The sequence below is a fragment of the Ruegeria sp. HKCCA6837 genome, from assembly GCF_013034475.1.
In the GTDB taxonomy this organism is placed as follows: domain Bacteria; phylum Pseudomonadota; class Alphaproteobacteria; order Rhodobacterales; family Rhodobacteraceae; genus Ruegeria.
Genome location: NZ_WQGD01000007.1, coordinates 152,796 through 177,775 on the forward strand (window position 1 = coordinate 152,796; position 24,980 = coordinate 177,775).

Genomic DNA, 24,980 nt, shown 5'->3' on the forward strand with positions numbered 1-24,980 from the left:
GAGCAGATGGATTCGATTCTTGTAACGGGCAATGGCCCGCTGACCGGGCAAATTCCGATTGCGGGGGCCAAGAATGCGTGCCTGACGTTGATGCCCGCGACGCTTCTGAGCGAAGAACCGCTGACACTGACCAACGCTCCACGGCTGAGCGACATCAAAACGATGACTGCCCTGCTGCAATCGCTTGGGGCCGAGGTGTCGGCGCTGCAGGACGGGCAGGTGATCGCAATGTCGAGTCATAACCTGACCAGTCAGACTGCAGATTATGACATCGTGCGTAAGATGCGTGCATCTAATCTGGTGCTTGGGCCATTGCTGGCGCGGTTTGGTCAGGCCGTTGTGTCACTGCCTGGTGGTTGCGCGATCGGCGCGCGTCCGATGGATTTGCATGTCGAGGGGCTGGAAGCGCTGGGTGCAGAGATCGAACTGAAAGACGGGTATCTGCACGCCAAGGCACAGGGCGGGCTGAAAGGCGCGGTGCATGAGATGCGCTTTGCCTCGGTTGGGGCAACTGAAAACATCGTCATGGCTGCGACGCTGGCCAAGGGAACCACTGTTCTGAAGAATGCCGCGCGCGAGCCTGAGATTGTCGATCTGGTCGAATGCTTGCGCAAGATGGGAGCCCAGATTTCGGGCGAGGGGACCTCGACCATTGAAATCCAGGGTGTCGATCGGTTGCATGGTGCCACGCATCAGGTCGTTACGGACCGGATCGAACTGGGTACCTATATGCTGGCTCCGGCGATTTGCGGCGGTGAAGTTGAATTGCTGGGCGGGCGCATGTCGCTGGTCGAATCCTTTGCCGAGAAGCTGGACGCAGCAGGAGTCAGCGTTACGGAAACCGAAAAGGGACTGAAAGTCGCGCGAAAGAATGGCCGCGTTCAGGCCGTGGATGTTGTGACCGAACCTTTCCCGGGATTCCCGACGGACCTTCAGGCGCAGATGATGGCGCTGATGTGCACCGCCGAAGGAACCTCGGTTTTGGAAGAACGCATTTTCGAAAACCGATTCATGCACGCACCCGAACTGGTGCGCATGGGGGCGAATATCGAAGTGCATGGCGGCACGGCCACTGTCACGGGTGTTGAAAGCCTGAAAGGTGCGCCTGTGATGGCAACGGACCTGCGCGCCTCGGTCTCGCTGATTCTGGCGGGGCTGGCGGCAGAAGGTGAAACAACGGTAAGCAGGGTCTATCATCTGGACCGCGGATATGAGCATGTGGTGCGCAAGCTGGAAGGCGTGGGTGCAAAAATCGAACGGATCAAGGGCCAATGACAGACGCAAGTTTTGAAGACGGGCGCGAGGCCCCGCTGAATCTGGGTGCTGAGGACAGTGACGACCTTCAGGTGATCTCGACCTTGGCGCAGGACGCGGTTTTCCCGGTGACCGAGATGAAATGGCAGCCGTCGCAGCGCCGTTTTGGTCTGCTGCTGAACCGCTTTCGCTGGGAAGACAAAGATGCGGCCACCCGTCGTGAACGCCCGTTTGAACGGGTGCAATCGGTGTTGGTTTTCGATTCAGTACTGTCCGTGGCCAGCCAGGGTATCGATCGCAGCGACAAGGACATGATCATGTCCCTTCTGTCCGTCGATTTTGAAGCGGGCGAGGATGGCGCAGGCCATATCTTGCTGACTTTGGCAGGGGATGGTGTGATCCGCCTGCGGGTTGAAGCTGTCGACGTGACCCTAAAGGACGTCACGCGCCCGTATCAGGCCCCGTCGGGTCAGGCCCCGCATCACCCCGAATAGATGCAAAACAAGCGCGGTATCTCTCAGGCGTTTTCCAAACCGTCAGGAGGCGTCGCGCTGCGTCCGGCCACCGTGTTCGACGTGTTCGACATCAGCCAGGTGCTGATCCGGTCGATCACGCAGCTTTGTGTGGCCGACCACAATAATGATCCTGACCATTTGAAAGAGTGGACTGCAAACAAAGATCCGGAAACCATCCGGGGTTGGTTCAAATCAGGGTCGCAGATCTGGGTGGCCGAGCATGAAGGGCAGGTGGCTGCCGTTGGAGGTTTGTTCGAGACCGGGAAGATCACCTTGCTCTACGTTGATCCCGGTCATGTGGGCAGCGGGGTTGGGGCCGCTCTGCTCAATCGGTTAGAACAGCAACTGGCTGCGTGCGGTTGCACCGAAGCGCATCTGGATGCCACCCGGACGGCGCGGAAGTTTTATCTACGCCATGGGTGGGAAGATACCGGGCGGTGCAGTGACCGCCAGGATTTGTCCTGCTTGGCGATGCGCAAATCGCTGCACCCCGACGACTGAGGGTTGAGACCCGACCTTCGCAGCGATATGTCCCATGTCGCAACGCCCGGAGTGCCTGATCATGCCCGTTTTCCTCAACACCACATCGCCCGATTTTGAGGGTGCCTTCCAAACGCTGCTGTCCGCCAAGCGCGAGGACAGCCCGGATGTGGATGCGGTTGTGGCGCAGATCATTGATGATGTTCGCAACCGCGGTGACGCGGCTGTCATCGAGTTGACTGCTAAGTTTGACCGTCTGGAGCTGACACCGGAATCTTTGGCCTTCAGCGCACAGGACATCGTGGATGCGGTGGCGCAAGTCTCGACCGAGGATCGTAAAGCTTTGGAGCTTGCTGCGGCCCGCATCCGGGCCTATCACGAAAAACAGATGCCCTCCGATCACAGCTGGACAGATGAGGCCGGGGCGACGCTGGGTTGGCGCTGGTCGGCAGTCTCCGCCGCAGGGCTGTACGTGCCGGGCGGTCTGGCATCCTATCCGTCGTCGGTGTTGATGAACGCCATTCCGGCTAAAGTGGCGGGCGTAGAGCGGTTGGCCATCGTGGTTCCCACACCAGACGGGCAGGTGAACCCGCTGGTGTTGCTGGCCGCGCAATTGGCGGGCGTGGACGAGATCTATCGAATCGGTGGCGCGCAGGCTGTGGCCGCACTGGCCTATGGCACCGACACTATCGCGCCGGTCGACAAGATCACCGGCCCGGGCAATGCCTTTGTTGCAGCCGCCAAACGCCGTGTCTTTGGAAAGGTCGGCATTGATATGATCGCGGGCCCGTCGGAGATTTTGGTGATTGCCGACAAGGATAACGACCCCGACTGGATCGCGCTGGATTTGCTCAGTCAGGCCGAACATGACGAAAGCGCGCAATCCATCCTAATCACCGATGACGCTGCTTTCGGGCAACGCGTCGCGGACGCGGTGGAAAAGCGCCTTGAGACCCTACAACGCCGCGCAATCGCCGGGGCCAGTTGGCGTGACTTCGGTTCTATCATCACCGCACGCGACCTGGACGAGGCGGCAATCCTGTCCAACCGCATTGCGCCAGAACATCTGGAACTGTGCGTTTCTGATCCGCTGGCGTTGAGCGAAAAGACGATCCACGCTGGCGCCATTTTTCTGGGCCAATATACGCCCGAAGCCATCGGTGACTACGTTGGCGGCCCGAACCACGTTCTGCCGACCGCCCGGTCTGCGCGGTTCTCATCGGGGCTCAGCGTGATGGACTTCCTCAAGCGCACCACACTGAGCCACATGACCCCCGAAGCGTTGCGTGCCATAGGTCCAGCCGCCGAACAACTGGCCCAATCGGAAAGCCTTGAGGCGCATGGGCTGTCGGTAGCAGCGCGATTGAACCGCCTAAATGGATGAGATGGCGCAAAGACTTGGCCGATGTGGCGTTTCTGCGCGTTGCCCCGCCAATTTCGTTGTTATAGGTCTGTGCTGACACAAGGATTATAGCTGTAAAGATGACCCGCATCTCGCATATCGAACTGGATGACCGAAACCTGCCTCCGCCGACGCCAGAGATCGAGCAGGAGCGCAAGGTCGCCATCTATGATTTGCTGGAAGAGAACAGTTTCTCTCTGCCCAAACGCGATGACCGCGTTGTGCCCGACGGGCCCTATCGCCTGCAATTGTCGATCCGCGACAAGCGGTTGGTCTTTGACGTTGCAACCGAGGAAGAACAGAAAGCGGCTGAGTTTCATCTGTCGCTTGGTCCGTTTCGGCAAGTGGTCAAAGATTATTTCCAGATCTGCGAAAGCTATTTCGACGCGGTGAAGTCTCTGCCGCCCAGCCAGATCGAAACCATCGACATGGCCCGGCGTGGCATCCACAACGAAGGCAGCCGCGTCTTGCAGGAAAGGTTAGAGGGCAAGGCCGACGTAGACACCGACACCGCCCGCCGCCTTTTCACGCTGATCTGCGTGCTGCATTTCGGAGGCTAACGGGTGACGCCTCTGCCGCAGTCGATCCTGTTTTGTTGTGACCACAACTCGGTTCGATCCCCGATGGCCGAGGGCATCATGAAGAAATTCTACGGCACCGGCACCTATGTGCAGTCTGCCGGAGTCCACAACGATCTGGATATTGACGGCTTCTGTATTTCCGTCTGTCACGAAATCGGGGTCGAGCTATCCCGCCACCGCACCCGATCCTTCGACGAGATGGAAGAGTGGGGTGATGACCTCAGTTCGTTCGACCTGATTGTCGCCTTGTCCCCCGCCAGCCAACGCAAGGCGTTGGAACTGACCCGGATTTTTCACCTCGATGTCGATTATTGGCCAATAATGGACCCTACTGGAATGGGTGAGACACGGGAAACAAAGCTACACCACTACCGACAGACCCGCGATCAGATCATCAAGCATCTGAAAGACCGCTGGGGCGAACCAACGGAGTGAACCATGAACCAGACCGTTCAAACCTATTTCGAGGCATTCAACGCCGGTGATGTTGATGGCATGTTGGCCTGTTTGTCCGACGACGTGGCCCATCACGTAAACGAGGGCCAAATCCGTGTGGGCAAGGAAAAGTTTGCTGCCTTCTGCGCCCATATGAATCGCTGCTACAAAGAGAACCTGACAGATATCGTCGTGTTCGATGCCCAGGGTGGCACCCGCGCTGCGGCCGAATTCATCGTGAACGGCACCTATCTGGAGACCGACGAGGGCCTGCCCGAAGCACACGGCCAGACCTATCGCCTGCCTGCCGGATCATTCTTTGATCTGAAAGACGGCAAAATCACCCGCGTCACCACTTTTTATAACCTTACGGACTGGACCAAACAGGTCTCGAATGGCTGAGGTCAACGCTGTCCGCCCCCTGACCGGAGCGGCGCTTGAGGCTGCTCTGGACGATGTCGCCCGTCTGCGGATCAAGGTCTTTCACGACTGGCCTTATCTCTATGATGGCGACCTCGAATACGAGCGTAAATACCTGCAGTCCTACCGGGACAGCGATCAGGCCATCGTGGTGGGTGCTTTCGACGGCGACCGCCTGATCGGCGCGTCAACCGGCGCCCCCCTGACGGATCACGCCGAAGATTTCGCCGCAGCGTTTGAAGGCACAGGCCTTGAGTTGGGCGACATCTTCTATTGCGCAGAGTCGGTACTGTTATCGGAGTATCGTGGGCAAGGTGTCGGCCACAAATTCTTTGACGAACGTGAAGCCCATGCTCGCCGTCTTGGGTTCTCCAAAGCTGCATTCTGCGGAGTGCAACGCCCGGACGACCACCCGATGAGACCTGCACAATACCGCCCGCTCGACACCTTCTGGCGCGCGCGCGGTTACACGCCTCTACCCGGCGTCATGGCACAGTTTTCCTGGAAAGACATCGGAGAAGACGGCGAGACGCTCAAACCGCTACAGTTCTGGATCAGGGATCTGTAGTCACCATCTACGGTGCGCGCCTGCGGTTTAAGAAACCGTATTTCACGGCCCAAGCCCGAAGCGACAGGCGTTTACGCTTGTCTTGTTTCACGGCTTTCTTGGATTGCTGACCGCCTTTGCGGTTGAACTCATAGACGTCAATGACACGCTCGGCGCATCCGCAGGCTTCGCCCATCCCAACCTTGGCGAAATAGAACTTCTCGAATTCTTCCTGTTTTTGCATCACCAGCCTCCTTCGTACATTCAAGCACGTCAGACCGCAGATGCCAATTCACGTTCCCGTCTGTGCAGGACATAGAGTAGGTCCCGGGCAGAGCATGCCCGGGCATTTGTTTTCAGTGCCCTAAGATCGGGTCAAACTCACTTTCAGGGTCGAGGACCGGATCCAGAACAAGCACCAACCGCGTCTCGCCCGTGCCTTCAATCGGAGGCGAGCGGTGCAGAAAACCGGAGTCTGGTTGTGCGGGCCAGAGCGTGCCACGTAACAGAATTGGTGCGCCGGTTGGGGTTGTGAAAACGCGCGATGGGTCCGCGCCATCTGCTGAGACCCCATATTGCGTTCCCGTTCCCTTATAGGTGCACACGAGACGCGCGGTCACTGCATCAATGTGAAACCGGCGGCACGCATTGGTCGTTATCACGTCCAGCCGCAGCCGCAGCCATTTCGCGTTCATCAGACAGGCAAAGATATCGGACAGCGCTGCAATGTCATCCACCAGCCGCTCGCGTTCTGCACCTGGTGGGGTGCCGCGTGCTTCGCAGACCTCGGAAACGGCTTCACGAACCGCCGCGGGTCGCAATATCACGCGGGCCTTAGGCAGTTGTTCGGGCGCGATCCCGTTTAGCCAGGATTGAAAACCCTGCAGCGGTTGCCGGTTCCAAATTGCCGCAGCACATCCGGGTTGATGAATGGCTGAAAGGTCGTTGGGCGTGGTGCAAATCTCGACCCCTATGGCGGCGTCTTGGATGATGTTTTGAACAATACTCATGCTGCAGCCTCTGCCCGTCGCCAGATCGGGAAGGGGTCTGCCAGATTGGGTAGATCCTCCAGACGAGTTGCTGCGACAGCGGGCAGCAGCGCAGCATCCAATCGGGCTTTCAATCTGGGCCAAACAATACCGCTGCCGATGAACACTATCTCTTGCCGCCGATCGCCCCACGGCTCTTGCCAATGGGCCTGCATGTAAGCTCGCGCGCTTTCGTGATCTGGGCGGCGGTCTTCGGGCACGGTGGCCCACCAAGTGCCCAGTGGCTGCACGGACGACAACGCGCCTGCCAGTGAAAACTCGGCCACCCAATCCGGGCGCGTGGCGATCCAGAAATGACCCTTGGCCCGGATTACACCGGGCAGATCGCCGTTCAAGAATTCAAGTATCTTTTCGGGGATAAAGGGCTGCCGCGCACGATAAACATAGCTGGTGACGCCATATTCTTCGGTCTCTGGCACGTGAGCGGCAAAGCCATAAAGTTCTTTGGCCCACATCGGGTGCTCATGCGCCTTTTCGAAGTCGAACAACCCGGTATCCAGAATCTCATCTGCGGCCACGTCCGAGTGGTTGGTCTCGATGATCCGGGCGTCCGCGTTCAAGCTTCGAATGATCTTGCGCGCAGCATCCACGCGATCTGGTCCGGCGTCAGAAACTTTGTTCAGAATGACCACATCTGCAAATTCGATCTGATCGGTCAGCAAATGTACCAACGTGCGCTCATCTTCTTCGCCCATCGTCTCGCCACGGTCGCGTAGGAAATCATGGCTGGAGAAATCCTTGAGCAGGTTCACCGCATCTACAACCGTCACCATCGTGTCCAGGCGTGAAACGTCCGAGAGGCTTTCGCCAAGCTCATCGCGGAAGTCAAAAGTGGCCGCTACGGGTAGAGGCTCGGAAATGCCGGTGGATTCGATCAACAGGTAATCAAACCGCCCTTCAGATGCCAGTCTGCGTACCTCGTCCAGCAGGTCGTCGCGCAGCGTACAGCAGATGCAGCCGTTCGACATTTCGACCAGTGTCTCGTCTGTGCGGGAAAGCTCGGTATCGGCGCGTATGAGATCAGCGTCGATATTCACTTCGGACATGTCGTTGACAATCACGGCCACCCGGCGGCCATCGCGATTGTTGAGTACGCGGTTCAAGAGGGTTGTTTTGCCCGCGCCCAGAAAGCCGGACAGTACTGTGACCGGAAGTCGGGTGTCACTCATGGAATGTGCTCCTGTGTATATGGCTCGTTTCGGGGTACGGGCGGTTGCCTATCCTCTCCCGCTATAAATTGCCGATCATGTAATGTTATTACATTATTGATGGCAAGCTGGTTTTTTGGCGGGTTATCGTTTGATCGTTGGGCCAGCGTCTCGTAAAACCTCCACAGCGCTTGGGTGCGGGTCAGAAGGACGGTGCGGAAACAAATGCCCTGTACATACCGCGCCGTCCTCTTCTAGTGTCGCGCCGACTGAGTTCCTTTGGATACGAAATCATGAAAGTCGCCACCGCTGCTTACGATCTCAGCTGGCTCGACAGTTGGGCACAGTACGAAGACAAGTTGGACCGATGGGTTGCTGAGGCCGCAGGTCAGGGGGCCGAGTTGTTGGTCTTTCCTGAATACGGGGCTATGGAGCTTTCGACCCTCGACGGGGTCGCCGTGGCAGGCGATCTGGAACGTTCGATCCATGCTGTGTCTGACCGGATGGGGGATGTGCAAACCCTGCACAGCCGCCTTGCGAAGACATACAACACATATATTCTGGGCGCTTCCGCCCCGGTTGTGGATGGCCACGTTCGTCCAGTGAACCGCGCCGCGTTCTATGCGCCGGACGGTGCTTGCGACCATCAGGACAAGCAGATCATGACCCGGTTCGAGCGTGAAGATTGGGACATTGCCCCCGGTGGTCCGCTGAAGCTGTTCAACACCGCGCTGGGCAAGATCGGGGTACTCATCTGCTATGACAGCGAATTCCCTTTGCTGGGCCGCGCGCTGAGCGAGGCGGATCTGATATTGGTCCCGTCTTGCACCGAAGCTCTTTCGGGTTATTGGCGGGTTCGTATCGGAGCGATGTCAAGAGCCTTGGAAAACCAATGTGTTACAGTTATGGCGTCGCTGGTAGGTGACAATGATTGGTCCGAGGCCGTGGACAAAAACACTGGTACGGGCGGCATATTCGGCCCGCCTGACAAGGGCTTTCCAGCCACTGGTGTGCTGGCCGAGGGCACGCTTAATCAGCCCGGCTGGACCTATGCCGAGATCGATCTGTCAGCCATTGCCGAAGTCCGTGCCGATGGTCATGTGTTGAACCGAACGCATTGGGAAGAACAAGCCCTCCGAGTCGAATCGGTCACAATATCCGACCTTTAGGTGATTCCGCCCTTGAAATAAGGGCAAAATAGGCTCATTTAAGCGCTCATCCCCGCAGATTCTGCGGGTGCAACGTAATGATGGAGACAACATGGCCAAGGAAGATACGCTCGAATTTCCAGGTGTCGTGAAGGAACTCCTGCCTAATGCGACGTTTCGGGTCGAGCTGGAAAACGGCCATGAGATCATCGCACATACGGCAGGCAAGATGCGCAAGAACCGCATCCGTGTTCTGGCCGGCGACAAAGTTCAGGTCGAAATGACCCCGTATGATCTGACCAAGGGTCGGATCAACTACCGCTTTAAGTAACGCCTGCCGCAATGGCGTTTATCCTAGGATCGGGCAGCCCGAGACGGCTGGACCTGTTGGCCCAGCTTGGTGTGCAGCCCGATGCCATCCGCCGCCCTGACATTGACGAAACGCCTCGGAAAGCTGAGCTTCCGGTTCCTTATTGCAGTCGGATCACGCGCGAGAAAGTGCAGGCGGTGCAGGCGGATAGCGGTGACATCACGCTTTGCGCAGATACCACGGTCGCATTGGGGCGGCGCATTCTGGGAAAGCCCGAAGATGCGGGCCAGGCCGCCGAATTTCTGCACGCATTGTCCGGTCGGCGTCACCGGGTCATAACCTCGGTCGCTGTACGGTGTGGGGATCGAATACTACAGCGTGACGTGGTCTCGCAGGTGAAGGTCAAACGCCTGTCCGATGTCGAAATCAATGCTTATCTGGCGACAGGGGACTGGCAGGGCAAAGCTGGAGCTTACGCCATTCAAGGTCCCGCAGGTGCGTTCATACCCTGGATTTCGGGATCGTTCACCGGCATTGTCGGACTGCCCCTGTCCGAAACCGCCGCCCTGTTGCAGAGTATCGGCTATCCACTTTATCGCGAGGCACCATGAAGGGCCGCACTATCGTTCTGGACCACATCGAGGATCGCGAAGCCGCGGCCCTTATGGTTGACGGAAAGCTTGATGACTTCCTGATTGCAGCTGACGCGCCCACGCCCGGCACGATCTACCGCGCCCGCGCAGACCGCCCAGTCAAAGGGCAGGGGGGTATGTTTCTGACAACGCCAGATGGGCCCGCTTTCTTGCGTCAAGTTAAAGGCTTGGCGCCGGGGGCTTTACTTTTGGTACAGGTGAGTGGCTATGCCGAACAAGGCAAAGCGATCCCTGTCAGCAACCGGATCCTATTCAAAAGCCGTTATGCCATTGTCACGCCCGAAGCGCCGGGTCTGAATATTTCGCGCAGCATCAGGGATGACGATACCCGCGACCAGTTGTTGGAAATTGCACACGAACAGATGGGCGACAGCCCTTATGGTCTGATCCTTCGTTCCTGCTGTGCAGGTGCGGATGCCGATGACATTGCCGAGGATATTTCAGCCATGTTGGCCCAGGCTGATCAGGTGATGAATGATGATGGCACAGAGCCTGAAAAGCTTAGCGAAGGGGATAGCCCTCATATCCTCGCCTGGCGCGACTGGACTGACTCGGCTGAGGTTGTCACACAGGCCGGTGGTTTCGAAAGCCACGGTGTTTTGGATGCGCTCGATATGGCGCGCGGTACGTCCGAGCCTTTGCCGGGCGGTGGGCATCTTTATGTCGAACCCACGCGTGCCTTGGTTGCAGTGGATGTGAATACCGGTTCAGATACGTCTCTCGCTGCGGGCACCAAAGCCAATTTCGCTTGTGCCAAGTTGTTGCCGCGGGCTCTGCGTGTGCGTGGGTTGGCGGGGCAGATCACCTTGGATCTGGCACCGATGCCGAAAAAAGATCGGCGTGGCTTTGAATCGGCCCTTCGAGCGGCCTTTAAATCGGACCCGGATGAGACGATCCTGGCAGGCTGGACCCCGCTGGGGCATTTCGAATTGCAACGCAAACGCAGCCGCTTGCCGCTGGCGGAGATCCTGAAATGAGCTGTCCGATCTGCGGTGAAGACACGGTGCAAAAGTTCCGCCCTTTCTGCTCAAAACGCTGCGCGGACATTGATTTGGCCAAGTGGCTAAACGGCTCATATGCTGTCCCATCGCAACGCGAAGAGGACCTTGAAGCCGAGGCTGAAGCCCAAGACCTTATGCCAAAACGACCGCATTGAAAAAATGTAAAAAAGCCTCTGGACACTGCCGGTAGCAAGTCATAGAACGCCCCCACCCAACGATGTACATCGTTCCCGTGCCCGGGTAGCTCAGGGGTAGAGCAGTGGATTGAAAATCCTCGTGTCGGTGGTTCGATTCCGCCCCCGGGCACCACTTTAACATCCAGTTGCGCCCGATTTTGACTGGTAGTAGCTTGTAGTTGCAGGATTTCTACTGTCGGATTGACCGATGTTGTCCTGCCACGTGCGCTGTAATCTACCCCCAAATGGGGTACCAAATTGGGGTACGTGCCACCTGGTGACTGGAAGGTACCCCCAATGCCTGTCTTGAGCGACGCACGGATTCGGGCTCTGAAACCTAAGGAGAAGCCCTACAAGCAGGCCGATTTTGACGGGCTTTATTTGCTGGTGAAGCCGAACGGTTCGAAACTCTGGCGCTTTAAGTATCGTTGGCTCCAAAAGGAAAAGCTGCTGGCGCTGGGCAAGTATCCTGAAGTGACACTGGCCGATGCGCGACGGAAACGGGACGACGCCCGCAGCCTGATCGCAAATGGCGAAGATCCTTCCAGCGTGCGCAAAGACAAAAAAGCCAGAGAAGAGGCAGAGAACAAAGCCACTTTCTCCAAGTTGGCGATAGAACTGCTGGAAAAGAAGCGCAGCGAAGGCCGTGCCGAAGCAACGCTGACTAAGACCGCCTGGTTTCACCGGCTACTTTCCGCAGACATCGGGAAAATGCCGATCACACAAATAACAGCACGGGATATTCTGGTTCCGCTGCAGAAGATGGAAAAAAAGGGCAATCACGAAAGCGCCGTACGGATGCGGTCTGCTGCCGGGGCCGTCTTTCGCTATGCCATCGCCCTGGGACTCGCCGATAACGATCCGACCTATGGTTTGAAGGATGCCCTGATCAGGCCCCAGGTACAGCACCGCGCGGCAATCACTGATCCGGCGCAGGCCGGTGCATTGCTACGGGCTATCGACGGGTTTTCCGGTCAAAGAACGACGCGCCTCGCATTGCAACTGCTGGCGTTGACTGCCCTGCGCCCCGGAGAGTTGCGAATGGCGGAGTGGGATGAGATCGATGAAGCCAGAATGGCGTGGACCGTTCCGGCACATCGCGCCAAGATGCGGCGGCCTCACACAATACCGCTGTCCCGCCAAACCTTCGATCACTTGAAGGAACTTCGCGACCTGACGGGCTGGGGCAAGTTACTCTTTCCATCGGTACGTTCATCCAAGCGCTGCATGAGCGACAATACTTTGAATGCCGCGCTGCGCCGCATGGGGTATGAGAAGGACGAGATGACGGCGCATGGCTTTCGGGCAATGTTTTCCACATTGGCCAATGAATCAGGCTGTTGGCATCCGGACGCCATTGAGCGAGCACTCGCCCATGTGGAAAAGAATGAAATCCGCCGGGCATACGCACGCAGCGCACACTGGAATGAGCGAGTTGAGTTGGCACAGTGGTGGGCAGATCAGCTTGATACGATGAAGAAGGAAAAACTGGGACATGATTGAATGTGAACAGGCCCCGGTAAAACCTGCTGAACACTTGATGCAGGCTTGGATCTATCAGAACAGTTGGTCTCTTGAAGAAGCCGTCCTGTTGGCGCTGGGCATCTCGCCAGAAGATGCCGGAACCGCACAGGTGCTGGAAGACCATAGCGCGCTATTGACCAGAGCGAAGCGGTCAGGTGAACGATTTGGCGCACCCGAGTTCTGGCTTTGGTGGGCGGAACGTAACAACCTGCCGTTCCATACGGATTGGTGGCTTGCCGTCACGCCGGAAGGCCCGATCGCTTTTGATGGCCAGCATTTTGCTCATCGCAGACAGGAAGTGCTCTCCCCCAAGTACGCCAGACAGGAACGACGTCTGATCGGGGAGTGGGCTCGAAAACCCTATTGGACAGCCCGCGAGGCAATCGATTTGTCCCTGAATTTCAAACCATTCACTACAGATGGTTGGCGTGGGAGCGGCCCGGAAACCGGGGAGACGATTCGTGAGCGTGACGACAGGTTCCTGATTTTGGAAAGGGCGTTGGAGATAGGGGAGATCAGTGAGAAGGCGCCTGCCAAGGACTATCTGCACTGGCTGGCGAAACGGGGGTATTATGTGTCCCCTGCATGGCGGCGTGCTGTGGGGATGCCGGGTCACAACAACCGGCACCCGGATAAGGTGGTCGAGAATACAGAAACCGTCGCAGAGAACGAGAAACTTCGAGATATGCTGCGAGCGAAAGATGAGCGCCTGTCTGAATTGGACGCAAAACTAGAGGCCTCTTCCTCTGCCGAAAACAGCCGGGCTCAAAAGTCTGCTAGCACTACACGGATCGCAACGCTTCAAAAAGCCCTCATTGCTTGCGCAGTGGACGGCCACAGTTATACGCCCATTCAAAAACGCTCTGAAGTGCCGAAGCAGATTGCGGACAAAGCTGCTGAACTTGGCTGCGGGGTGGACCAGCAAACGGTTCGTAGGCTTCTAAAGGAGGCCAGTGAGTTGCACGTCAACAGCAACTATTGGAGCGACTGAACCCCTTAAAAGTATAATTCACATCGTGGATCCACGATCGAGTTTCGTGGATCCATGCTGCACAAGATCGGACCTCGTCAGCCTTAGAGCATCTGTAACAAACATAGATGGCTTACGATGCGTTTTGACGATCTTCCCGACGACGCGCTACTGCGCGAAAAGCAGATTCTGTATCCCCACGGTCCCGTACCTGTATCCCGTTCGACGTGGTGGGCAGGCGTCCGCGCTGGGCGCTTCCCCCAGCCAGTACACCTCGGGCCTCGTACCACAGCTTGGCGTGTTGGTGACATCCGCGAACTCCTGCGGGAGGGCGCCTGATGCACCAGTTCCCGAACTTTTCTCTTCCCAAAACCGGGCATCTCTGAATGGAGGTGCGGATGGTTAAATACAGGCACGATTCCGCAATGGGGGATCTGTTCGCAGATCCCTCTAATGCCGCATCGCACCCGTCCGAACGTGTCACGGACAAGGGCGAGGCACAGGTTCAGAATCAGTCGCAATCAAACCCGCCTGCTCTGACGTCAGTGCAGGTTGCCGCATTGGAAGCAAAAGAGGCTAAAAACCTCGGCGAAGACGAGCGCTATCTCAAAGACGTCGAAGTGGCCAAACGCTTCGGCATCGCCCGCCAAACGGTCTGGAAGCGCGTGGAGCTTGGTGTTCTGCCAGCACCGATCAAGCTTCCCCCGAACAGCAGTCGCTGGCGCCTGTCCAGCCTGCTCGCGTTTGAGGAAAAACTGGCTGAGGCATCGGACCAAACCAAAAAGAAAAGTCGCAAATCGGGGCGCGTGATATGACGCGGGCCCACTACAAAGTGAAGGTCTGCCAGGACCAGGTCTATTCGGTGGAAGAGCTTTGCAAAATCTACAACGTTCGCCGCAATGCCATCACTGACTGGATGAAATCCGGACTGCGGAAATCGGACGATCAGCGCCCTTTTGTTTTTCGTGGGGCTGAGCTGCAACGCTACCACAATGGCCAGAAACGCAAACCGCTGGCTAAACTGAAGCAGGGTGAGTTCAATTGTTTGAGCTGCGGCAGCGCAGGTTATCCTGCTCCTCAGTCGATCTCGCTCAGGACAACCTCCAGTAGTCGGTATATGGCAGTGGGTGTCTGCGGTGCCTGCGATGCCCAGGTAACAAAGTTACTGAAAGCGACAGAATACGACAGCATGAAAAAATGCCTCATGTCGGGTACCAGCCTGGCTCTGATAGACGAAAGTAATTGTGAGATCCCAGCTGATACCGGGAACAAACCCGACTTTCGCGAGACGGTTTGGTACCCGACAAACGATCGGATCGTGCATGAGTGGCAAATCTATGCTGGGCGCTTTGAGACTTCGACCAAACGCGCCCATCTGCGGAGCATCCGCATGCTGGAGGTTTTCCTAGGAGGCAAAGCCTTCGAAAAGGTCACGCCAAAGGACGCCGCAGACTATCGTGATCATTTGGTCAATCTTGGCCAAACGCTCAAAGAGCATGGCGGTTTGGGTAATTCTACCATCCGGCACCACGCGTCGCAGGTTCGCCAGTTCTTCGAATGGCTCCGGCTTCAGGACGGCTACAAGCGTTTGAGTCAAAACATCCCGCTCTATCTGGAGCTTCCAAAGGCGGTACACGCCAAAACCCTGCCGCGTGATGATCGCGACTATTTGACGATCGAGCAGGCGGAAAAGATGTTGGAGGAGATGCCAGATCGCACAATTGCAGAGCGTCGTGATCGTGCCATGGTGGCTTGTGCTTACACCAGTGGGTTACGTGCCGCAGCGCTCACTACACTTAGACTGAAACACATTGACCTCTATAAAAGGGAACTAGTTCAGAACGCCTTAGAAATGCGCGCGAAAAATGGGAAGAGCTTTCGCATTGTATTCTTCCCGCGCACTGAAGCCTTCCAAGAGGTCCTTGTAAACTGGCTTTCGGAGTTGGTCGTACTGGGTTTTACCCAAGACGACGCTGCCTTCCCTGAGCTTGCACATCTGAAACAACGCGGTTCAGAGATCAGCCCCGTACCCCCTATGAAATCGTCCTCAGCCGTGAGCTGTGCCTTTAATCTCGCCACCTCCCAGATCGGACGCAAATGCACACCGCACTCTGTTCGTGATACGCTTAAGGCGCTTGGGGATGAGCTTTGCACCTCTCCCAAAGACCGCAAAGCCTGGTCCCTAAACCTTGGTCATACGAACGAAAAAATTACTGAAATCTACTATGGAAAAATGTCGGACCATCAACGTCGCAGCATTATCGAAGGGCTTTCTACTGGTAGTTTGCTAACCGCCAAGGAAAACGCAATGGTGCTCGATTTTTATGAAAGCCGCTTCGAACGGGGCAGTGACGAGTACAACATGGCCAAACGTCTGGCCGAAAGGCGTGCGGCTGCCCGCGATGGAGATGAGGTGCTGGAGTAGGGGTCATTTACCGCGCTGACCGCGAGCCGCATAGATGCGCAGAAAGCAGACCGTGGAATTTACGAGAACGGCCTAAAAGAAGTTGTCTTTCACCAAACGAAGAACATGCTGGGGTGTGGTCAGGCAAGCATATGGGAATTTTCAGATCAGTGATTAAGCCGCTGTTTCGTCTTCATTTATTCTAAAGAACACTGAGTACAAAGTTGGCACTACTATCAGCGTAAGAACGGTCGCAAAACTCAAACCGCAGATGATCACCACTGCGAGTGACTCGAAAAACGGATCCCACAGCAAAGGCATTACTCCAAGAACAGTAGTAAGTACGCCCAGTGACACTGGGCGGACGCGTAGAACAGCTGAGTCAACAACAGCCTGCAGCCGAGGTTTTCCACCAGCAATCTGAGTATCGGTTTCGTCAATAAGGACGATAGCGTTTTTGATTAGCATCCCTGTTAGAGACAAAACACCCAGTATTGCCATAAATTCGAGCGGCGTTCTGGTTGCCGCGAGCCCCCAGACGACTCCAATGAGAGCCAGAGGTACTGTCAACCATATGATAAGTGGCTGACGGATTGCGTTAAACAAGAAGAAAACAACGACAATCATCGCTCCGAACCCAAGCGGCATAGTCGAAGCCAAACCGTCGTTTGCGCTTTGCGAGTCCCCATACTCACCACCCCATTCAAGAGAATACCCACTTGGCAATTTGATTGCCTCTACCAGTGGTCGGACATGAGCGAAAAGATCGCCTGACAGTACTTCTGGTGCGTTGTCGGCTTGTGCGGTGATTGCAAGCTTACGGTCTATGCGCCTAAGGTTCCCAGCTTCAAAAACAAGTTCAAATCGGTCTACAACTTGAGATATTGGAATGTATCCTCCGGCTACGTCGCTATAAACTTGGATGTTTTTTAGGTCACTGATCTTGTTTCGGTCGGTTTCGAATGGGCGCATAACTATGTCCAACAAGTTGTCGCCTTCGCGGTAAACCCCTATCGGCGCCCCTACTTGATGCCAGTAAACGGCCCTTGATATTTCCGCTTGGGTGAGACCCAGCCTGCGGGTGTTTTCTGTGTCAATAACTGGCCGAATTACCTGTTTTTGCTCGCGCCAGTCGTCTTTTATCGCGATGGCTCCGTTTTCAGCGAATATCAGTTTTGCCTGTTCAGCTAGTTCGCGAAGTACAACGGGATCGGGTCCAGAAAATTCGGCTTCGATTTTCGATCCACCACCAGGGCCCAGTACAAATTTCCAAACTTTTGCATATGAGTCAGCGTAGTTTTGGTCAATCCAAGACTGAATTTCCGGCTGTAGTGCATCGATCTGCCGATAATCCTCTACGTCCACCAAAATTTGACCATAGGCAGGGTTCTGGTCTTCACTATCGTATACCAACATGAAGCGTAAATGCCCGCTGCCCACAGACAGATTTGTAGAGGTGACACCTGGTAGAGTTAAGAGATGCGCTTCAATCTCTCGCATGTCCTGACTGGTTTGTTCAATGTCGGTTCCCTCTGGCAAAAAGTAATCCACTACAAATTGCGCTCTGGTGCTGTTGGGAAAGAAGCCCGGGGGTACTAACGCAAACCCTGCGATCGCAGAGAGAAAGAGCGCAACAACAAGCCCCACCGTAAGGTACCGGAATCGGATCGCATACGCGAGGAGCGAACGATAACCACGGAGAATCGCGTTCTCTGCAGGCGGTTTTTCCGAGGTAGGCTTCAGCAGTAGAGTGCAAAAATAGGGCGTGAGCCATATCGCCACCAACCACGAAAAAAGCAATGAGATCGAGATGGTCCAGAAGAGGCTCCCGGCGTATTCTCCAGTGTTGTCCGGTGAAAAGCCAATTGGGGAAAATGCCAAGAGTCCTACAACTGTTCCTCCGAGTAGCGGCCATTTGGTTTGATTTACGACAGAGATAGCAGCGTCGCTGGTGGCTTCACCGCGTTGAACGCGGACCAACGTACCTTCGACAACGACAATAGCGTTATCGACCAGCATGCCGAGCGCAATAATCAGCGCGCCTAGTGAAATCCTTTGCATGTCGAGCCCTAAGAGCTGCATGCCGGTAAGCGTGCCTGCGACTGTGACCAACAGAATACCCCCCATGAGTATTCCGGATCTTAACCCCATAAAAATAAGCAATATGCCTACAACGATGATGAGCGCCAGAACCACGTTCATGACAAAGTCGTTGATCGATTCTTTTACCGAAGCAGACTGATCAGAGATTGGCAAAATCTGGATTCCGATTGGTCTTAGGTTCTCCAACTCGTTTATCCGTTGCTTTACGGCTTCGCCCATGTTCACAACGTTTCCGCCTAGGCTATTGGATATTCCAATTCCAATCGCAGGCCGACCATCTCGAAAAAGTAGGGGGCTTGCGGGTTCAACGTAACCGCGCGACACGGTTGCGATATCTGAAAGTCGAAATGATGCTCCGCTACTTGGCACAGAAACGACTAGGTCTTTGATAGCGTCAATTGAGGCTATTGCCGCCGACGGCCGTATCTCTATGCGACGCGAGTTGGACTTGAGAGAACCCGAGGGCGCTACGAGGTTTTGTCCCTCCAGAACTTGGCCAATTTGCTGTGGTGATATTCCAAGTTCTATTAACCTTGCAGGTGCATATTCTACAAAGATCGCTTCATTCTGTTCACCACTTAAGATCACCTTGGAAACACCACTGACTGCAACCAACTCCCTCTGGAGCTCCTTCGCGTACTCATGGAGCTCAGCTATAGAATAGCCATCGCCAACAATCGCAAAATACAATGCATACACGTCGCCGAAGTCATCGTAGACCTGCGATCGGAGTGCGTTCGGCGGAAGACTTGTTTGGGCGTCAAGTATCTTTGCGCGCAATTGAGCAAATCTTGCGTGAAGCGACGGAAAATCAGGCGTCGTGGGGATTGTAAATTCGACTGTCACAGTGCTGAGTCCGGGTGATGAGACTGACTTTACCTCTTTTACCCCTTGGAGCTCTTGTAGAGCATTTTCAATTACCTCGGTGACTTCTTCTGAGACTTCTTCTGCAGTGGCACCCGGATAAGGGGTTATGACCTGAGCTTGTCTGATTATGAACTCAGGATCTTCGAAACGAGGAAGAGTTAAGTATGCAAAGTAGCCAGCCACCAAGATGAGAATGGTCACCAACGCCGAAATAAGGCGTTTCTCAATTGCAAACCTTGCAAGATCCATTTGCTACTCACCAACTTTTGAGATTGGGCGAACCACCATGTCATCCTGCAGTTCGCTCAATCCTGCAGTGACAATCATGTTCCCTTCTTCAAGACCCGATCTCACGAACACGAAGTCGTCAGATATTTCCCCCAATTCAACCGGTCGACGACTAACGGTATTGCTGGATCCATCAAGCAGCCAGACATATGGGGAACCGTCGGGGCTTGCCGCTAGAGCCGAAAATGGAACGACAACTTGCGTATCGCTTTGCCTGTTTGCCCTAATAATCACGCGCGCTACCATCCCAGGTAGTACAACCAAGTCTTTAGGAGGAGTTACTGATAGACGACCACGATAGGTTTGTGTCGCTGCGTCAGCTTGCGTGGTAAACTCGACGAGATCTGCGTTCATTTCAACTCCCGGCAAGGAGTCAAACGTAACCACACTTACAACATTGTCGAAGCCGATTGACGACATCGCGATTATGTCAGCGCCGGGTAAGTCATAGCTTACATCTACAGTCGATAGGTCTTGGATTAAGGCGATGGTTTCACCGGCTTGAACATTTCGGAAATTGTCCACGTTGCGCTTGGCAATCGTTCCATCGAATGGCGCTCGAAGCGTTGCATCAGAAAGGTTGTTTTTTGCCGACTGAATTTGTGTTTTAAGGCCGCGGATTGCCGCTTCTGCTGCAATTATTTCTTCCGGCCTCCCACCGACTCGACCAATTGTAAGCTGCTCCTCTCGCGACACCAGTTCGGCTTCTGCCAGACGAAAAGCAGCTTCACGTTGTTGGTACTGCGCAGTAGGAATTATACCCCTTTCCAAAAGCTGAGCAGAGCGGATGTATTCCTCCCGAGCTTGGTCTCTTTGGGCTTGAGCTGCCTGAACCGAGGCTTCTAAAGCTGTAATTTCTTCAGGGCGTGCACCTGACCTCAGCACAACCAAATTCGCCTCTGCCTCTTCTAGTTGGCTGTTGAGCCTTGCAACCTCGACTTCGAAGTCGCGCGTATCTAGTTGGGCAACAATACCTTCCCGCACTACACTGCTTGAGGCCCTAATTGGTAACTCTGTAATTCGTCCACTTACACGAAAAGAGAGTTCAACCTCCCTCGAAGGGTAGACAATAGCAGGATAAACTCTTTCAAAGTCAGACGAGGCTTTTACAACAGTGAATACTTTTGCTGGTCTTACCGTTGCGGGGGTATCTTGTGCTGCGGCCACGATGGGAAAAGCACTAAACAAAACAGCCGCAAGTGTCCCTAGGAAGTTCAGAGGCATATTTTTCACCTGCTTATTCGAAGCTGCTACCTTGTTGGGCATGAGAGGCTTCGCGGGAGAAGAGATCGATTGAAACAACTCTGCCCGCATCAGAGGCTTTTCACAAATTAATGTGAGCCAAAATGGCTCAGCATAAAAATAGGTTAATGGATGAAGTTTATTGTTGTATTGCTGAGCTTAAGCCGAAAGTAGGTCATAATATTTTTGCGAAAGTCTGAAGTTCCACTGTGGCATCTGGCGGTCTTAGTGTCAGTAGAGCTCAATGTTATCAACACAAAGAAGTAGCATTGATTTGTGGAAGATACTGCGCGTCTACTTGAGTAGAAGCGACAAGTAAGAAAAACTTACCGAGCCTCGGTGCAACTTGGAGCTAGGGTGCATTGGCAATCAGAAACCAAGTTCTCAATCTTCAATCACTCTTCATTGCAATGGCTGCTGTTCAACTGGCCACTGCTGGATCTGGTACTTTGGTTCCGCTCGCGTTTTCTGAAATTGGGGCGTCTCAAGAAGCCGCCTCGTTTGCGGCGTCCGCATACTCTGCAGGATTTTTAGTTGGGTGTTTTGTTGTCGCCAGATCGATTGCTGATATTGGCCACATCCGTGCATTTGCTTCTGGAGCAGCTATCACGATAGCGGTGGCCATCCTGTTCTCAGTTTCCGCTAGCACCCCGTTCCTTGTCTTTTTGCGCTTCCTAACCGGATTGGCGACTGCAGGACTCTTTTCGATCGGTGACACTTGGCTCAATGAAACTGTGGAGGACAAGAGCCGTGGAAGAGTTCTCGCAGTCTATGCGATAATAGTCGGTGTTGTCGCCGTGTTCAGTCAGTTTTTAGTTTTTGTCGTGCCTGGAGATATTCGAGAGGCATTCGTTTACGTTGCTTTGTTTTACTGCGTTTCGATTGTGGTTATCTCGACCACTCGCTCATCTCCTCCCAACAATGAATCCAACGTACCCATTCGAATACGCGGATTATTCAAAGACGCCCCGGCCGCAGCCATAGGCGTGTTCGCCATGGGGATGGTGTCTACAACTTTGTTGAGCGTAGTCCCCTACAATGCTGCTCAGCTAGGGGTCGCCATTTTTGATGTGGCCCTTATGGTCGCCATAGTTTACCTCGGGCGTGTCCTTTTTCAGTTTCCGCTTGGATGGCTATCCGACAAGATGGACCGGCGGATAGTAATCTTGATAGCTACGGTCACCGCGACAGTAGTTCTTCTTCTTATGGCGGTTCTGGTCGACGTGGACTACGACCATAGCGTCAATTCATTCGACTACAACTCAATCGGTTTCGCGGTGCTTTCCATCATATTGGTGTTGCTGGGTGGTAGCTTGCTCACCCTTTATTCTTTGCTTGTGGCGCACGCGTTGGACCGAACGGTTCCGGTTTTTGTGTCTTCGGCGGCGGTAACCATGTTATTGGTTTGGACTTTAGGATCTATTACCGGTCCCCTGATCGCGAATGCCGCTACAACTTACTTCGGTGACATCGCGCTCTATTGGGTGAATTTTGCAGTAATGCTCTGTTTTGCTTTGTATTTGGGACAAAGGATATGGTCAGTTGAACCTGTGTCTCGTGCTGAGCAGACGTCCCACACCGACGTCCTACCAACCAGTACAGAAATGGCCCCTTCAGAGAAACGTTGACTCTATGATAAATACGTTTTCATTTAGTATGCTATGCTTTAGCGCGGCCCAAAAGACTGCAACGCTCAATGCGCTTTGAGGGCCAAAACGACGAACAAGAGTATTGGTCCAAGACAGTGTACTGGCCTTTGTTTTAGTTTTATCCAATGGAGCTGGGAGTGGAGAAGATGGGGCGCATGCATTGGAGTAAGCTGTGTGTTTTCCTACTGCTGTTTTTCCAACTAGGGTGCTCAAGTATTTCCAGAAACCCGGTAGACGAGACAGATCTCAAGAACCCGCAGGTCCCAGGCATCGAAGGCGCTCGTTATTGGGCTGATGTCGCTCCTTCCAATATCAGTGAACTTCTTGAAGAGGCCCATCGTCAAAGGCGCGCTTCGAAACTTTCTTCAGATTACACACTAACACTATCGGGCGGTGGCGAGGATGGAGCCTTCGCCGCCGGTATTCTGTCCGCATGGAGCGAGTCCGGCACGCGCCCAGAATTTATGGTCGTTACAGGGGTTTCTACAGGCGCGTTGGCCGCGCCATTCGCCTTTCTGGGTTCCGACTATGATTTTGATCTCAAAGAGCTTTACGGTGGGCTACCACCGTCGCGGATATTCAGGGGCCGATTTGTAACAGGCATCCTAAGTGGTTCCTCTGTCAAAAGCTCTGACCCGTTAAAACAACTTATCGAAACTTACATAACCGACGATTTTCTATCGCAGATTGCCAAAGAACATCGTCGCGGACGGCGGTTGTTGGTTCAGACGGTGAGTTTGGATGCACAAAGACCAGTGCTGTGGGATCTGGGCGCCATCGCGAACAGTAATTCACCAAACGCAAAAAAGACATTTGGTGATGTCTTGCTCGCATCCGCGGCAATTCCGGGTGTTTTTCCTCCGGTTTTAATTGATGTTGAAACTGAAGAAGGTGTCCGGGATGAACTGCACGTTGACGGTGGTGTATATTCTCAAACCGCGTACGTGCCGGGATGGGATATCCCCAGAAAATACGCGCGCGGCGGAAAACTATACGCGATACGCAACGGGAAAGTGGAACCTGAGTTGAGGGTAACAGAGACAGGGGTCTTCAAAGTATCAGCGCGATCACTTTCCACGCTTATCAAAGCTCAAGGTGTTGATGATTTAAGATTAGCCTACAAGCTCAGCCTTCAAAGAGGCGCAGAATACCGGGCAACATGGATTGGAGCGGACTTCGACCATCCTCTAAGCGAGCCGTTCGACCCAGAATATATGCGGGCGCTGTTTGATTACGGTTATTTGCGCTTTAAGTCGGGGAACCTTTGGAGCGATCATCCGCCGAGGTAATGCACAGTTGTTGTCTAGTAGAACGTAGCTTAATCTGGCTTGTCAGCTAAATCACAGTCTTTAAAGTATCTAATTATGTCGATGAGTGAATCTGAGCGCAATCGGTTAAGACTATGGCGCCGCTGGCAAATCAGCTTTGATCATTTCAAGTATCCTCCTCCTATGCAGAGGGTGCATCAAGCTCTTGTTATTCATCCCCAACCATGGACCACTCGGGGTTTAGCTAAGTATACTAACCTCCCTCAGACCAGCGTAAGACGGCAGCTTCATCTTCTGACTAACCCGAACATACAGCGTGTTGACGATGGGTTTCAAATCACAGAAATGGGTTTGGCTTTAAACTGGACTGTACACCGCGAGCTTACAAAGTTCGTCCGAGGAGGGCATCGTTTCAGCCAAGAGCTAATTCTTGCCCACAAGCAATCAACTGGTGCGAACGGTGCGGGTGGGGCCGATTATGAATGGCTGTCCACACATGTCTGGTGGCCAATAATAGAAGCGCCGGAAATTCTGGACGCTTAGGTTGTTGGATAGTTTGACTTGCCAGACTGTGGTGGTCTGGACGAGAGAATTGCCAGTTGATTGTAAAGTTTAGCGCCTAGGTGATTTCGAAGACTCTAGGAAACGAACTCACCTTAAACCCACCTAAATTAACTACTACTGTTAAGTGGGAGGAGAAGGAAATGGCGACAAAGACAAAAATCTCCAAAAAGTCCTATGAGGCAGAAATAAAGAGATTGCAGGTCGAGCTTTGCCACCTCCAAGGTTGGGTGCAACGAACAAAAGCGAGAGTTGTTGTAGTATTCGAAGGGCGCGACGCTGCAGGAAAAGGCGGCGTCATCAAACGCATTACCGAGCGTGTAAGCCCACGAGTGTTTCGGGTCGTTGCGCTTCCCGCTCCAAGTGATCGGCAAAAAACCCAGGTCTACGTGCAGAGGTATTTTGAGCATCTCCCTGCAGGAGGTGAGATCGTCCTTTTCGATCGCAGTTGGTACAACCGCGCGGGTGTTGAGCGGGTCATGGGTTTCTGTACAAACAGTGAATACGAAAACTTCCTTACAGATGTACCTGGATTTGAACGATACCTGGTCAGAGAAGGGATCATCCTTCTGAAGTACTTTTTTGACGTCAGTAGAGAGGTTCAACAAGAACGGTTTAAGGATCGCATGATCGATCCAAGGAAGCACTGGAAGTTGAGCCCGATGGACTTGGAGTCATGGGCGCGTTGGTGGGACTACACCGAAGCCTATGAACGTATGATTGCGGAAACAGACAGCGATCACGCGCCTTGGTTCCGTGTCCCGGCAGACAACAAACGTCTTGCCCGGCTGAACTGCATCTCACATTTACTTCAATCGATACCTTACGACGAGGAACCATTCGTTCTCCCTGAATTGCCAAAGCGTCGAAAACACAGGAAAGGTGCTGCAAAGTCTATTTCGTTCGAACATACCGTCCCGCAAAAATACTAAGCAACCCTAGGGTGGGAGCAAATCCTTTCAAACACCATTGTAACCAAAGGCTG

General features: G+C 54.3%; 26 protein-coding genes and 1 tRNA gene. 22 read left to right on the top strand and 5 right to left on the bottom strand.

Annotation, left to right across the window (positions count from 1 at the left end):
• The first annotated feature begins 6 nt into the window (after nucleotides 1-6).
• From murA to GOV91_RS12265, 8 genes are all read left to right on the top strand, one after another.
• Nucleotides 7-1,275 (top strand): UDP-N-acetylglucosamine 1-carboxyvinyltransferase, encoded by a 1,269-nt coding sequence (gene murA / locus GOV91_RS12230; RefSeq protein WP_171175823.1) that lies wholly within the window; start codon nucleotides 7-9, stop codon nucleotides 1,273-1,275.
• Nucleotides 1,272-1,748, top strand: coding sequence for a DUF2948 family protein (locus GOV91_RS12235; RefSeq protein WP_171235710.1), 477 nt, complete (start codon nucleotides 1,272-1,274; stop codon nucleotides 1,746-1,748). Before murA ends, GOV91_RS12235 begins: the two co-directional genes overlap by 4 nt.
• Nucleotides 1,749-2,270 (top strand): GNAT family N-acetyltransferase, encoded by a 522-nt coding sequence (locus GOV91_RS12240; protein ID WP_171235711.1) that lies wholly within the window; start codon nucleotides 1,749-1,751, stop codon nucleotides 2,268-2,270.
• A gap of 61 nt (nucleotides 2,271-2,331) precedes the next feature.
• Nucleotides 2,332-3,633, top strand: a complete 1,302-nt coding sequence (gene hisD / locus GOV91_RS12245) for a histidinol dehydrogenase (protein WP_171235712.1) — start codon at nucleotides 2,332-2,334, stop codon at nucleotides 3,631-3,633.
• A gap of 98 nt (nucleotides 3,634-3,731) precedes the next feature.
• Entirely contained in the window at nucleotides 3,732-4,211 is a 480-nt protein-coding gene (locus GOV91_RS12250; RefSeq protein ID WP_171175817.1) for a UPF0262 family protein, read from the top strand.
• 3 nt (nucleotides 4,212-4,214) lie between these two features.
• Nucleotides 4,215-4,667 (top strand): low molecular weight phosphatase family protein, encoded by a 453-nt coding sequence (locus GOV91_RS12255; protein ID WP_171091313.1) that lies wholly within the window; start codon nucleotides 4,215-4,217, stop codon nucleotides 4,665-4,667.
• A 3-nt stretch (nucleotides 4,668-4,670) separates the two neighbouring features.
• Complete coding sequence (locus GOV91_RS12260) at nucleotides 4,671-5,069, top strand: ketosteroid isomerase-related protein (protein WP_171235713.1); 399 nt, start codon at nucleotides 4,671-4,673, stop codon at nucleotides 5,067-5,069.
• Nucleotides 5,062-5,655 (top strand): GNAT family N-acetyltransferase, encoded by a 594-nt coding sequence (locus GOV91_RS12265; RefSeq protein ID WP_171235714.1) that lies wholly within the window; start codon nucleotides 5,062-5,064, stop codon nucleotides 5,653-5,655. Before GOV91_RS12260 ends, GOV91_RS12265 begins: the two co-directional genes overlap by 8 nt.
• A gap of 7 nt (nucleotides 5,656-5,662) precedes the next feature.
• Here GOV91_RS12265 and GOV91_RS12270 read toward each other — a convergent pair whose 3' ends face one another.
• The 3 genes from GOV91_RS12270 to GOV91_RS12280 all read right to left on the bottom strand — a co-directional run bounded on the left by GOV91_RS12270 (nucleotide 5,663) and on the right by GOV91_RS12280 (nucleotide 7,852).
• Nucleotides 5,663-5,878 (bottom strand): hypothetical protein, encoded by a 216-nt coding sequence (locus GOV91_RS12270; RefSeq protein WP_171235715.1) that lies wholly within the window; start codon nucleotides 5,876-5,878, stop codon nucleotides 5,663-5,665.
• Between the two features lie 112 nt (nucleotides 5,879-5,990).
• On the bottom strand, nucleotides 5,991-6,644 hold the full coding sequence (locus GOV91_RS12275) for a DUF1826 domain-containing protein (protein ID WP_171235716.1): 654 nt from the start codon (nucleotides 6,642-6,644) through the stop codon (nucleotides 5,991-5,993).
• On the bottom strand, nucleotides 6,641-7,852 hold the full coding sequence (locus GOV91_RS12280) for a GTP-binding protein (protein WP_171235717.1): 1,212 nt from the start codon (nucleotides 7,850-7,852) through the stop codon (nucleotides 6,641-6,643). Before GOV91_RS12280 ends, GOV91_RS12275 begins: the two co-directional genes overlap by 4 nt.
• 272 nt (nucleotides 7,853-8,124) lie before the next feature.
• Here GOV91_RS12280 and GOV91_RS12285 point away from each other — a divergent pair, with 272 nt between their 5' ends.
• From GOV91_RS12285 to GOV91_RS12335, 11 genes are all read left to right on the top strand, one after another.
• Nucleotides 8,125-9,000 carry a carbon-nitrogen hydrolase family protein gene (locus tag GOV91_RS12285; RefSeq protein WP_171235718.1) on the top strand — a complete coding sequence of 292 codons (876 nt, stop codon included), beginning with the start codon at nucleotides 8,125-8,127 and terminating at the stop codon, nucleotides 8,998-9,000.
• 91 nt (nucleotides 9,001-9,091) lie between these two features.
• On the top strand, nucleotides 9,092-9,310 hold the full coding sequence (gene infA, locus GOV91_RS12290; RefSeq protein ID WP_005978431.1) for a translation initiation factor IF-1: 219 nt from the start codon (nucleotides 9,092-9,094) through the stop codon (nucleotides 9,308-9,310).
• 11 nt (nucleotides 9,311-9,321) lie between these two features.
• On the top strand, nucleotides 9,322-9,900 hold the full coding sequence (locus GOV91_RS12295) for a nucleoside triphosphate pyrophosphatase (RefSeq protein ID WP_171235719.1): 579 nt from the start codon (nucleotides 9,322-9,324) through the stop codon (nucleotides 9,898-9,900).
• Complete coding sequence (locus GOV91_RS12300) at nucleotides 9,897-10,919, top strand: ribonuclease E/G (RefSeq protein ID WP_171235720.1); 1,023 nt, start codon at nucleotides 9,897-9,899, stop codon at nucleotides 10,917-10,919. Before GOV91_RS12295 ends, GOV91_RS12300 begins: the two co-directional genes overlap by 4 nt.
• Nucleotides 10,916-11,098 (top strand): DNA gyrase inhibitor YacG, encoded by a 183-nt coding sequence (locus tag GOV91_RS12305; protein ID WP_171175802.1) that lies wholly within the window; start codon nucleotides 10,916-10,918, stop codon nucleotides 11,096-11,098. Before GOV91_RS12300 ends, GOV91_RS12305 begins: the two co-directional genes overlap by 4 nt.
• Before the next feature lie 79 nt (nucleotides 11,099-11,177).
• Nucleotides 11,178-11,252 (top strand) — tRNA-Phe (locus GOV91_RS12310).
• Between the two features lie 164 nt (nucleotides 11,253-11,416).
• Nucleotides 11,417-12,622 carry an integrase arm-type DNA-binding domain-containing protein gene (locus tag GOV91_RS12315; protein ID WP_171235721.1) on the top strand — a complete coding sequence of 402 codons (1,206 nt, stop codon included), beginning with the start codon at nucleotides 11,417-11,419 and terminating at the stop codon, nucleotides 12,620-12,622.
• Nucleotides 12,623-12,710: 88 nt separating this feature from the next.
• Nucleotides 12,711-13,634, top strand: coding sequence for a hypothetical protein (locus GOV91_RS12320; RefSeq protein ID WP_171235722.1), 924 nt, complete (start codon nucleotides 12,711-12,713; stop codon nucleotides 13,632-13,634).
• Between the two features lie 117 nt (nucleotides 13,635-13,751).
• Nucleotides 13,752-13,952: an AlpA family transcriptional regulator gene (locus GOV91_RS12325; RefSeq protein ID WP_171235723.1), complete on the top strand. Its 201-nt coding sequence runs from the start codon at nucleotides 13,752-13,754 to the stop codon at nucleotides 13,950-13,952.
• 59 nt (nucleotides 13,953-14,011) lie between these two features.
• Nucleotides 14,012-14,428: an AlpA family transcriptional regulator gene (locus tag GOV91_RS12330; RefSeq protein WP_171235724.1), complete on the top strand. Its 417-nt coding sequence runs from the start codon at nucleotides 14,012-14,014 to the stop codon at nucleotides 14,426-14,428.
• The gene (locus GOV91_RS12335) at nucleotides 14,425-16,038 is read left to right on the top strand and encodes a tyrosine-type recombinase/integrase (RefSeq protein ID WP_171235725.1); all 1,614 of its coding nucleotides are present in this window, start codon (nucleotides 14,425-14,427) and stop codon (nucleotides 16,036-16,038) included. The genes GOV91_RS12330 and GOV91_RS12335 overlap by 4 nt, the downstream gene beginning before the upstream one ends.
• A 153-nt stretch (nucleotides 16,039-16,191) precedes the next feature.
• Here GOV91_RS12335 and GOV91_RS12340 read toward each other — a convergent pair whose 3' ends face one another.
• Nucleotides 16,192-19,236, bottom strand: a complete 3,045-nt coding sequence (locus tag GOV91_RS12340; RefSeq protein WP_171235726.1) for an efflux RND transporter permease subunit — start codon at nucleotides 19,234-19,236, stop codon at nucleotides 16,192-16,194.
• A 3-nt stretch (nucleotides 19,237-19,239) separates the two neighbouring features.
• Complete coding sequence (locus tag GOV91_RS12345) at nucleotides 19,240-20,541, bottom strand: efflux RND transporter periplasmic adaptor subunit (protein WP_171235727.1); 1,302 nt, start codon at nucleotides 20,539-20,541, stop codon at nucleotides 19,240-19,242.
• 338 nt (nucleotides 20,542-20,879) lie between these two features.
• Here GOV91_RS12345 and GOV91_RS12350 point away from each other — a divergent pair, with 338 nt between their 5' ends.
• The 3 genes from GOV91_RS12350 (at nucleotide 20,880) to ppk2 (ending at nucleotide 24,927) form a co-directional block, all read left to right on the top strand.
• Complete coding sequence (locus GOV91_RS12350) at nucleotides 20,880-22,145, top strand: MFS transporter (RefSeq protein WP_171235728.1); 1,266 nt, start codon at nucleotides 20,880-20,882, stop codon at nucleotides 22,143-22,145.
• A 167-nt stretch (nucleotides 22,146-22,312) separates the two neighbouring features.
• Nucleotides 22,313-23,455, top strand: a complete 1,143-nt coding sequence (locus tag GOV91_RS12355; protein ID WP_245223199.1) for a patatin-like phospholipase family protein — start codon at nucleotides 22,313-22,315, stop codon at nucleotides 23,453-23,455.
• 683 nt (nucleotides 23,456-24,138) lie between these two features.
• Nucleotides 24,139-24,927: a polyphosphate kinase 2 gene (ppk2, locus tag GOV91_RS12360; protein ID WP_171235730.1), complete on the top strand. Its 789-nt coding sequence runs from the start codon at nucleotides 24,139-24,141 to the stop codon at nucleotides 24,925-24,927.
• The last annotated feature ends 53 nt before the right edge of the window (nucleotides 24,928-24,980 follow it).

Coding starts and splice junctions, on each gene's coding strand:
- murA (WP_171175823.1), top strand. CDS start 7: ATGGATTCGATTCTTGTAACGGGCAATGGCCCGCTGACCGGGCAAATT.
- GOV91_RS12235 (WP_171235710.1), top strand. CDS start 1,272: ATGACAGACGCAAGTTTTGAAGACGGGCGCGAGGCCCCGCTGAATCTG.
- GOV91_RS12240 (WP_171235711.1), top strand. CDS start 1,749: ATGCAAAACAAGCGCGGTATCTCTCAGGCGTTTTCCAAACCGTCAGGA.
- hisD (WP_171235712.1), top strand. CDS start 2,332: ATGCCCGTTTTCCTCAACACCACATCGCCCGATTTTGAGGGTGCCTTC.
- GOV91_RS12250 (WP_171175817.1), top strand. CDS start 3,732: ATGACCCGCATCTCGCATATCGAACTGGATGACCGAAACCTGCCTCCG.
- GOV91_RS12260 (WP_171235713.1), top strand. CDS start 4,671: ATGAACCAGACCGTTCAAACCTATTTCGAGGCATTCAACGCCGGTGAT.
- GOV91_RS12265 (WP_171235714.1), top strand. CDS start 5,062: ATGGCTGAGGTCAACGCTGTCCGCCCCCTGACCGGAGCGGCGCTTGAG.
- GOV91_RS12270 (WP_171235715.1), bottom strand. CDS start 5,878: ATGCAAAAACAGGAAGAATTCGAGAAGTTCTATTTCGCCAAGGTTGGG.
- GOV91_RS12275 (WP_171235716.1), bottom strand. CDS start 6,644: ATGAGTATTGTTCAAAACATCATCCAAGACGCCGCCATAGGGGTCGAG.
- GOV91_RS12280 (WP_171235717.1), bottom strand. CDS start 7,852: ATGAGTGACACCCGACTTCCGGTCACAGTACTGTCCGGCTTTCTGGGC.
- GOV91_RS12285 (WP_171235718.1), top strand. CDS start 8,125: ATGAAAGTCGCCACCGCTGCTTACGATCTCAGCTGGCTCGACAGTTGG.
- infA (WP_005978431.1), top strand. CDS start 9,092: ATGGCCAAGGAAGATACGCTCGAATTTCCAGGTGTCGTGAAGGAACTC.
- GOV91_RS12295 (WP_171235719.1), top strand. CDS start 9,322: ATGGCGTTTATCCTAGGATCGGGCAGCCCGAGACGGCTGGACCTGTTG.
- GOV91_RS12300 (WP_171235720.1), top strand. CDS start 9,897: ATGAAGGGCCGCACTATCGTTCTGGACCACATCGAGGATCGCGAAGCC.
- GOV91_RS12305 (WP_171175802.1), top strand. CDS start 10,916: ATGAGCTGTCCGATCTGCGGTGAAGACACGGTGCAAAAGTTCCGCCCT.
- GOV91_RS12315 (WP_171235721.1), top strand. CDS start 11,417: ATGCCTGTCTTGAGCGACGCACGGATTCGGGCTCTGAAACCTAAGGAG.
- GOV91_RS12325 (WP_171235723.1), top strand. CDS start 13,752: ATGCGTTTTGACGATCTTCCCGACGACGCGCTACTGCGCGAAAAGCAG.
- GOV91_RS12330 (WP_171235724.1), top strand. CDS start 14,012: ATGGTTAAATACAGGCACGATTCCGCAATGGGGGATCTGTTCGCAGAT.
- GOV91_RS12335 (WP_171235725.1), top strand. CDS start 14,425: ATGACGCGGGCCCACTACAAAGTGAAGGTCTGCCAGGACCAGGTCTAT.
- GOV91_RS12340 (WP_171235726.1), bottom strand. CDS start 19,236: ATGGATCTTGCAAGGTTTGCAATTGAGAAACGCCTTATTTCGGCGTTG.
- GOV91_RS12345 (WP_171235727.1), bottom strand. CDS start 20,541: ATGCCCAACAAGGTAGCAGCTTCGAATAAGCAGGTGAAAAATATGCCT.
- GOV91_RS12355 (WP_245223199.1), top strand. CDS start 22,313: ATGGGGCGCATGCATTGGAGTAAGCTGTGTGTTTTCCTACTGCTGTTT.
- ppk2 (WP_171235730.1), top strand. CDS start 24,139: ATGGCGACAAAGACAAAAATCTCCAAAAAGTCCTATGAGGCAGAAATA.